This window comes from Alcanivorax sp. HI0083, assembly GCF_001635175.1.
The window spans coordinates 1-8,846 of sequence record NZ_LWFX01000974.1 but is presented as its reverse complement, the minus strand read 5'-3'; the positions used below and the strand labels follow the sequence as shown (position 1 = coordinate 8,846).

Here is an 8,846-nt window from a genome sequence, read left to right as displayed (position 1 = left end):
ACAGCGCCTGCAGGGCAATGGCCAGGGCATCCGCATTGTCCACCAGGGTCAGGGCACCGGCGTCATCCAGCAGATTGGAGATGGCGGTAAAGTTGTGCAGGTGGGGGCCAGTGAGCACCGGCTTTCCCCAGCCGGCCGGTTCCAGCAGATTGTGCCCGCCCACCGGCACCAGGGAACCGCCCACAAAGGCCACGTCGGCCACCCCGAACAACATCAACAACTCGCCCATGGTATCGGCCAGGTAAACCTGGGTGTCGGCGGCGATGGTGTCCTGCTTGCTGCGCCGGGCCAGGCCAAGTCCCTGCTGGCGGACCAGCTGGGCCACGCTGTCGAAACGCTCCGGATGCCGGGGCACCAGCATCAGCAGGGTCTGCGGTGCCGTTTCCAGTAGAGCCTTGTGCGCTGCCAGCACCGGCTCGTCTTCACCGGGATGGGTACTGGCGGCGATCCACACCGGACGCTCGCCAATAGCGGCACGTAAATCCCCTGCCGCCTGACGCACAGCATCATCCAAACTCATGTCGAATTTCACGCTGCCGATGGCATGGACCCGTTCCGGCCAGGCACCCAGAGCCACATAGCGTTTCGCCTCCACCGGGGTCTGCACCGCCAGGGCATCGAAGCGCGCCATCATGGGCCGCACCAGACGGGGAAACTTGCGGTAGCCCCGGTAGCTTTTCTCCGACAGCCGCCCGTTCATCAGCATCAGTTTGGCTCCGTGACGCTTCACCGCCGCACACAGGTTGGGCCACAACTCGGTCTCCAGCACGATCACCGTTTTCGGATCGAAAGCCCGCAGGAAACGGTTCAGTGCCGTGGGCAATTCCCAGGGGCAATACACATGGGTCACCCGGTCACCGAACAGGGCCTTGACCCGCTCCGAGCCGGTGGGCGTGGTGGTAGTCACCAGCAGCGGCGTATCCGGGTAATCCGCCAGCAACCGCTCGATCATCGGCACCGCCGCCAGGGTTTCCCCCACCGACACCGCATGAACCCAGAGACTGTTTTTCAGGGTACCGGGCCGGTATCCCCAGGCCATGCGCTCCTTCCAGCGCTGACGATAGGCCGGCGCCTGCCGCCCGCGCAGCCACAGCCGCAGGAACAGAAAGGGAAGCAGCAGATACCAGAGGGCGGAATAAAAAATACGCATAGGGCTTCTTGTGTCGGACGTCGGACGTCGGACGTCTGACGCCCGACCTGTCTATGCTAGCATAGCGGCAACTTTCTCCGATGGTGAGCCATGAGCAACTCCCCTCTGAAACCCGACATCCTGATCTTCGGCGGCGGTATTGCCGGCCTGTGGTTGATCAACCGACTCAACGCGGCCGGCTACCAATGCCTGCTGCTGGAGTCCGCCACCCTCGGCGGCGACCAGACCCTGGCCAGCCAGGGCATTATTCACGGTGGCCTCAAGTATGCCCTGGGCGGCAATCTGTCCAGTGAATCGGAATCCATTGCCGCCATGCCGGACCGTTGGCGTGCGGCCATGGCCGGCGACGACCCGGTGGACCTGCGCCAGCTGCAAGTACTGAGTGACACCCAACACATGTGGTCCAGCGGCTCCGTGGCCTCACGGATGACCAATTTTTTCGCCAGCAAGATGCTGCGTGGCCGCATTGAAAAGCTCAAGCGCGATCATTTCCCCAGCGCGCTGGCCAACAAGGCTTTCAAGGGCAACGTCTACAAACTGGACGACCTGGTCATCAACACCGAATCGCTGATCGAGACACTTAGCGCCCCGGTCCGCGACCGGCTGCTGGCGCTCGACAACGAACGGGACACGCTGGAATGGGATGAAAACGGCCTGCGCGCCGTCACGGTTAATGGTCAACGCATTGAACCGCGCCTGACCCTGCTCGCCGCCGGCAACGGCAACCCGGCCCTGCTCGACGGCGCCCATCAGGCCCACCTGCTGGAGCAGGAACACAGCCAGCTGCGCCCCCTGAAAATGGTGCTGGTCAAACATGATCTGGGTCATCGCCTTTACGCCCACTGTGTCGGCACCAGCAACAAGCCCGTGCTCACCGTTACCACCCACGACTGCCCCGACGGCAAGGTGGTGTGGTACCTGGGCGGCGATCTGGCGGAACGGGGCGTGGAGCGCAGCGAACAGGAACAACTGACTGCCGGCCGGGACGAACTCAAGCATCTGTTCCCCTGGCTGGATTTCAGCAACGCCGAATTCGCCACCCTGGATGTAACCCGCGCCGAACCCAGACAGCAGGCACTGGTAAAACCGGATAACGCCTACGCCCGCCGGGACCAAAACCTGATCATCGCCTGGCCCACCAAACTCACCCTGGCCCCGGATCTGGGCGACCGGGTCATGGCACTGATTGAAGAAAGCGGCCTGCAGCCGGGCGAACCGTTAACGGTACCGGCAGAACTAAAACAGGCGCCCATGGGCGTGCCGTACTGGCATACCTGTTTTTAACATTGCCCGAGGGGGTTACTGGAGACGTGTGAGGCTGAGTTGAAAGTTCAAAGTTTAAACGCGAGGCAGGGCTGTTCCGGTTTTTAACACTGGCGCTCCGCGACCACCAGCCATGGGGCGCGGCGACAACATTAAAACCGGCACCCGGTCTATCCCGCGCTTTTCAACTTTAAGCTTTGAACTTTCAACTGCTTTTACCCCGCAACCCGCCCCCTCCTACCGTCAATACAGAGGACCGTCATGTCTTTTATGCGCCCCTTGGGCAACACAGGATTAACCGTCAGCGCACTCGGCCTGGGCACGGTGAAAATCGGCCGCGACAAGGGGGTGAAATACCCCAATGGTTTCACCATCCCTGATGATCACGCGGTAACCGAGCTGCTGGCCCAGGCCCGGGACTTGGGCATCAACCTGATCGACACCGCTCCGGCCTACGGCCACAGCGAAGCTCGTCTCGGCCAGCTGATAAGTCAGCGCCAGGATTGGGTGATCGTCACCAAGGTGGGCGAAGAGTTTGATAACGACAGTGGTGAAAGCCATTTCGATTTCTCCCCGGAACACGTTCGCCGCTCCGTGCAGCGCAGCCTGAAACGACTCAACACCGATTACCTGGATTGCGTACTGATTCACTCCGATGGCGATGACATGGGGATCATCAAACAGGGCACCCTGGATGCCCTGAACGACCTGAAGAAGGAAGGCCTGGTGCGCACCACTGGCATGTCTACCAAGACCGTGGCTGGCGGCATTGCCTGCCTGGACCGCGCCGACATGGCCATGGTCACCTACAACCTTCAGCACCACGATGAAGTACAGGTGATCGAACACGCCGCCGCTCACCAGAAAGGCATCCTGATCAAGAAAGCCTTTGCCAGCGGTCACCTCAATGACACCCTTGCAGACCCGGTGCAGGAAAGTCTGAACCAGATCCTTGGCACCGCTGGCGTCAGCAGTATCATTGCCGGCACCATCAATCCCGTCCACTTGCGGGAAAACGTGGCCAAGGCCCGACAGGCCTGCAAGCAATAACAACAACAGGAAACCCCATGCGCTTTTGTCTGATGATTCTGCTACTCGGCACCTCCCTCGCGGCACAGGGGGATAACATATTACTGCTCCGCGAAGCCCCTCAGGGGTGCGAAGAAAAAGGGGAAGTCTCGGTGTCGTCGGGGAGCAAAATGCAGGGCATGTTGTTCAGCGACGCGTTCATCAATAACAACGTGAACAAGAAGCTCGCCAAGGCCATCAAGAAAGCCGGCGGCAACCGCGGCATGCTCAGCGATCGCCGTGAATTCATGATGGAGAGCCACTTCCGCGGTATTGAGCATATCGAGCTGGATGCCTGGGTCTGGCACTGCGAAGAAAAAGAGAGCTGAGCCTCAAAGCTCGCAGCTAGTAGCTCGAAGCTGCTTTTATCTCCGTCCCCAACGATTGCAACCCCGCCCAGTGACCTTGCTGATACCCCCGCTCCAGTTTCCCGGCATGGGTGGTCAAGCGATTCACCGGGAAATCCGGCTGCGGGGCAATCACGGTGAGATTGCAGTCTGCAGGGGGATTATCGATAAAATCCAGCGCCTGATTATAGGCATCCGTTCGCTTCACCATGGCCGCATACAGTGCCGGCATGTCACGCACCCAGGGCTTGAGTAGCGGTGTCAGGGCACTGGAACGCTTGCGGTAGCCCTGATGGCGGGACAACACCACGGTAATATCCCGCGCCCCCTGCTCGTAGGCCCAGCGCACAGGAATGGAATCCGCCAGCCCACCATCTGTCATCGGCTGCCCATCCACGGTGGGAAAATCCCGGTAAGCGAAAGGAATGGAACAGGACGCGGTCATCACTTCATCCAGATTCTCGGGCCGGGTCTGGAAATAACGGGGCGCACCATCCTCCACCGACGTGGTCACCACCCACAGCGGCACCTTTCCCTGCCAGTGCTGCTCCAGGCTTAACGGCACCTCCAGGCGCGATTGATGCCACAACCAGTGCACATCGCACAGGTGCCCGCCGGCCATAAAACGCTGCCAGTTGATAAAGTCCGGACGGCAGGCATGGTCGGTGATGATCCGCCGGCTTCTGCCGTGGTCTCCCGCCAGATAACCAATCAGGTTGGTCGAACCGGCAGACACGCCCACCGCAAAATCAAAATCATGGTGCTGGTTTTCCAGAAACGCATCCAGCACACCGGCGGCGAAAATGCCGCGCATGGCACCGCCTTCTACCACCAACGCACGCTGATCCATTGCCTTTCCTCCACATCGAACCACTCACTGGAATCCATTCAATTACGATGCCAAAGCCAACAAACCGCTGGAAATAGAACCTTGCTGTCTCAGTGATCGGCATCCTTGATCAATCGCTCGATCTGCTCCAGGCCAGACCCTCGAGCAAGTTGAGCCAACCCTGCACGAATACAGCGCAGACGCATCAGGCTAGCGCACCCAGTTTCCGCCCGGGGTGCAGGCACACTCAATATCGCGCCTATTAATTATTGTAAAAACAAAACCTTAAACAGTTATCCATCGCGGATAGCCCATTGGCCGACGCTCTGCATACCAGCTTGGAAACAGAAAGATGAGCAACCGGAATAATCGTCGTGCCCGTCGCGGCATTAGCCAACGCATGTTGCAATACGCCCAACCCGTAATCTCGCGGCCAACAATGGACATACCGGCCAGCAGCTACCAGACTGCGTGGCTGATTCATTCACGGATATACCGACATGCTTACCACTGTGTGGGCCATTATTGCTCCGGTATTGTTATGCGCCGGCGTGGGTTTTTTCTGGGCGCGGGCCGGCAAGCCCTTTGATACCCGGATGGTCACCTCCCTGGTCACCCTGGTCACCACTCCCTGCCTGATTGTCGCCACCATGGGCAAGACGGAGCTGGACTTGCAGGCGCTCATGGACGTGGCCGGTTTGGCCGTAGCGGTACTGGCCACCACGTTCGTGGTCAGCGCGGTGATCCTGCTCTTTACCGGCCAACCCTTTCGGGTGTTTCTGCCTTCACTGATCTTCCCCAACACCGGCAACATGGGCATTCCGCTGTGCATGCTCGCGTTTGGCGAAGCCGGATTGGCATTGTCGCTGGCGTGGATGATGCTCTACTCCGTGGCGCACTTTTCCCTGGGGCTGGCCATCGTCAGTGGCGAGGGGTTTTCCCTGAAACTGTTCCGCCACCCGATTCTGATCTCCGTGTTTCTGGCCGTGGCCATGGTCGCTTTCCAGCTAAGCCTGCCTGAGTGGCTCTACAACACCGTCAGCCTGATCGGCGATCTGACCATTCCCTTGATGCTGATTACACTGGGGGTGTCCCTGTCGCAGCTGAAAGTGCGCCATCTGGGTAGCGGAGCCGGGTTTGCGGTGCTGCGTCTGGCCAGTGGCTTTGCGGTGGGGTGGGGGCTGGTGACGGCACTGGACATCGACGGCCCACTGCGTGGGGTGGTGCTGATCGAATCCACCATGCCGGTGGCGGTATTCAATTACCTGCTCGCCAAAGCCTACAACCGGGGCGCGGAAGAAGTCGCTGCCATGGTGGTGATTTCCACCTTGCTGGCGTTTCTGCTGCTACCCCTGCTATTGAGCTACGCGCTCTGAACCACAGACATTAACGGGAATAAACCACTTCGGTTTCATGCGCCCAAAGTCCCGGCGCAGGTTATGCTTGAGCGAACGCTTTGAATCCAGCACAAAGGCCTCCTGACCGTCGCGGACAAATACCACCCAGTGCCAGAACGGCTTGCCGTTTTCCCGGTGCCACTTGATCGCCAGCAGTGCCCGTTCCGGTAGCCCCTGCCAATTGGAAAATGGCTGCTCACCCGGTAGCGCCTGCAACCCATACGCCGCCAGCAACCGCCGCACATAAGCGGTATCCGACCACAGCGTGCGGTCTTCCGGGTCGATCCCCAACCGGGCGGCTCGCTGCCTCGCCTGGCGGTAGTTCACCCCCGCAAGGGCGGCCACTGCAGCAATCCCGCAACCCGTCACGTCTTCCTGAATCACCGGCTTCATCCGAGCCTCCTGTGCGCCCTCTTTGCCAAACGCTTACACTGACGGTTTTCCGTCACGGGGCCATTCCATGATCCACCGCCTGACACAACTTTTTCCACTCTGGGCCCTGCTGTTTTCCCTGCTGGCCTACTGGCAGCCGCAGTGGTTAGTCGTCGGCAAGCCCGCCATCGTGCCACTGCTTATGCTGATCATGTTCGGCATGGGGCTGTCATTAAGCTGGGAGGATTTTCGGCGGGTGTTCAAACGGCCCGCAGTGATTGCGCTTGGCCTCGTGCTGCAATACACCCTCATGCCCCTGATCGCCTGGGGCATCAGTATCGTATTGCAACTACCCCAGGCATTACTGATCGGGCTGGTACTGGTCGGCGCCTGCCCCGGTGGCACGGCGTCCAATGTGATCGCCTATCTGGCTCGCGCCAATGTGGCGCTGTCCGTGGCGATCACCTTTGCCTCCACCCTGGTGGCCGTGGTCGCCACGCCCTTGCTGACCTGGCTTTATCTGGGTGAACGCATCCCGGTGCCGGTGACTGGCCTGTTGCTGTCATTGATCCAGATCGTGGTCATTCCAGTGGTGGCCGGCTGCACCCTGAATACCTTTCTGCACCGCCAGCTGACGCCAGCTCGTGCCATTTTCCCACTGGTTTCCGTGGCCGCCATCGTCATCGTGATCGGCATTATCGTGGCCCTGAACCAGGGCAACATTGCCGAAGCGGGCATGGCGGTGTTTATGGCGGTGATGCTGCACAACGCGCTGGGGCTGGTGGGCGGCTACGGCATCGCCCGATTACTGCGGCTTGATCCGCAAACCGCCCGCACCCTGGCCATTGAAGTGGGCATGCAGAATTCCGGGTTGGGCGTGGCACTGGCGATCAAACACTTCACCCCACTGGCCGCCCTGCCCGGCGCCCTGTTCAGTGTCTGGCACAACCTGTCCGGATCGTTGTTGGCGACGATCTGGAGACGCAGCCCCGCAGAAAGCTCCCGCAGGAACGGCGCTTGAGCTGCGAATAATCAGTCTCGAGTTACGAGAAGCGAGAGTCGAACCAGACCTCGACATTTTTTGATCTTCGCAACTCGCTTCTCGTGACTCGCCATTTTCCGGCTGTTCGCGGCTCAAGCGCTCCCCTGCGGGAACACGATATTTACGGCGCGAGCCGCTCCCGCACCCAACTTCCGTCTGCCTGTTTGCGATACCGGAACCGGTCATGCAGGCGACTCGGGCGACCGTGCCAGAACTGGATTTCCGTGGGGATGATGCGGTAGCCGCCCCACTGCGCCGGGCGCGGCACCGGCGCCGAAGGAAATTCCTTCTCCAGTCGTTTCACTTCCTCTTCCAGCCATTCCCGGCTGGCGGGCTGGCTCTGCGGCGAGATGGCCGCGCTCACCTGGCTGGCATAGGGGCGGGAGGCAAAATAGCTGTCAGATTCTTCCCGATCCACTTTGTGCGCTTCACCGATAACAATCATCTGGCGGTCGAAAGGCTGCCAGAACATGGTGAACGACACCTTGGGGTTGGCCGCAATGTCTTCCCCTTTGCGGCTGTCGTAGTGGGTAAAGAAGGTGAAGCCGCCACCCTCGATACCTTTAAGCAACACCACCCGGGAAGAGGGCTGGCCGTCAGCGCTCACGGTGGCAAGCGTCATCGCATTGGGCAACGGCAATCCGGCCTCAATGGCTTCATCCACCCAGAGACGCGCCTGCTCCAGTGGATCGTCATGGAGGGAGACCTGGGTCAGCCCTTCAGCGTGATATTCTTCGCGCACATCTTTCATGGTTTCCCCGGCTGGCTGTCATACTGAGCCGGCAGTATAACGCCCACACGCCAACAACCACGAACCAGGATCAAGAAGCAGGACAGTTAGCCATGCTCAACACCGCCGACGAAAATCGCCGCCGCCACGACCTGCACCCGAACCATCCGGTATGGCTGTTTGGATATGGCTCGCTGATCTACAAGGCCGACTTTCCCTACCTGGCACGACGACCGGCGTCGATCAGCGGCTGGGTCCGGCGCTTCTGGCAAGGTTATTCGCTTCGCTCACCCTTCGGGCCGCCCTAAAGTGCGTTACCTTCGCTGCGCTCGGTTCCCACGATCATCGCGGCACCCCGGATAAACCGGGGCGGGTGGTCACCTTGATTGAAGCCCCCGGCATGGTGTGTGCCGGCATGGCCTACCGCATCACGCCGGATGTGTTCGAGCATCTCGACCATCGGGAGAAGAATGGCTATCTGCGCTTTCGCACGCCACTGACCTTTGCCGACGGAGATCTGGCGGACGGTCTGGTCTATATTGCCACCGAGGACAATGCGGCCTTTCTTGGCCAGGCGGACGAGCAGGCCATTGCCGAGCATATTGCCCGCAGTGAAGGCCCCAGCGGCAGCAACCGAGATTATCTGCT

At 60.3% G+C, this 8,846-nt stretch carries 9 protein-coding genes and 1 pseudogene; 6 read left to right on the top strand and 4 right to left on the bottom strand.

All coding sequences use genetic code 11. The annotated features are described in order from the left end of the window. A partial coding sequence (gene waaA, locus A3754_RS11500; RefSeq protein ID WP_063519800.1) for a lipid IV(A) 3-deoxy-D-manno-octulosonic acid transferase occupies positions 1-1,150 on the bottom strand: 1,150 nt, incomplete at its 3' end. A 90-nt stretch (positions 1,151-1,240) separates the two neighbouring features. On the opposite strand from waaA, the gene A3754_RS11495 reads away from it, so the two are divergent. The 3 genes from A3754_RS11495 to A3754_RS11485 all read left to right on the top strand — a co-directional run bounded on the left by A3754_RS11495 (position 1,241) and on the right by A3754_RS11485 (position 3,810). After that, positions 1,241-2,434 carry an FAD-dependent oxidoreductase gene (locus A3754_RS11495; RefSeq protein WP_063519799.1) on the top strand — a complete coding sequence of 398 codons (1,194 nt, stop codon included), beginning with the start codon at positions 1,241-1,243 and terminating at the stop codon, positions 2,432-2,434. Positions 2,435-2,674: 240 nt separating this feature from the next. Beyond that, entirely contained in the window at positions 2,675-3,463 is a 789-nt protein-coding gene (locus A3754_RS11490; RefSeq protein WP_063519798.1) for an aldo/keto reductase, read from the top strand. 17 nt (positions 3,464-3,480) lie between these two features. Continuing rightward, positions 3,481-3,810: a hypothetical protein gene (locus A3754_RS11485; protein WP_063519797.1), complete on the top strand. Its 330-nt coding sequence runs from the start codon at positions 3,481-3,483 to the stop codon at positions 3,808-3,810. Positions 3,811-3,826: 16 nt separating this feature from the next. Here the strand turns inward: A3754_RS11485 and A3754_RS11480 are convergent, their stop codons facing one another. Further along, positions 3,827-4,678: a patatin family protein gene (locus tag A3754_RS11480; RefSeq protein WP_063519796.1), complete on the bottom strand. Its 852-nt coding sequence runs from the start codon at positions 4,676-4,678 to the stop codon at positions 3,827-3,829. A 479-nt stretch (positions 4,679-5,157) separates the two neighbouring features. Between A3754_RS11480 and A3754_RS11475 the strand changes: the two genes are divergently transcribed. Beyond that, positions 5,158-6,033: an AEC family transporter gene (locus tag A3754_RS11475; protein ID WP_063519795.1), complete on the top strand. Its 876-nt coding sequence runs from the start codon at positions 5,158-5,160 to the stop codon at positions 6,031-6,033. Here the strand turns inward: A3754_RS11475 and A3754_RS11470 are convergent. After that, a complete protein-coding gene (locus A3754_RS11470; RefSeq protein WP_063519794.1) occupies positions 6,013-6,447 on the bottom strand; it encodes a hypothetical protein in 435 nt (144 codons plus the stop codon). The genes A3754_RS11475 and A3754_RS11470 overlap by 21 nt on opposite strands. A gap of 67 nt (positions 6,448-6,514) precedes the next feature. On the opposite strand from A3754_RS11470, the gene A3754_RS11465 reads away from it, so the two are divergent. Then, positions 6,515-7,447, top strand: coding sequence for a bile acid:sodium symporter family protein (locus A3754_RS11465; RefSeq protein WP_063519793.1), 933 nt, complete (start codon positions 6,515-6,517; stop codon positions 7,445-7,447). Between the two features lie 142 nt (positions 7,448-7,589). On the opposite strand, the gene pdxH is transcribed toward A3754_RS11465, so the two are convergent. Continuing rightward, complete coding sequence (pdxH, locus tag A3754_RS11460) at positions 7,590-8,219, bottom strand: pyridoxamine 5'-phosphate oxidase (protein ID WP_063519792.1); 630 nt, start codon at positions 8,217-8,219, stop codon at positions 7,590-7,592. A gap of 92 nt (positions 8,220-8,311) precedes the next feature. Between pdxH and A3754_RS26135 the strand changes: the two are divergent. Beyond that, positions 8,312-8,846: pseudogene (locus A3754_RS26135) on the top strand (gamma-glutamylcyclotransferase); the annotation flags it as partial.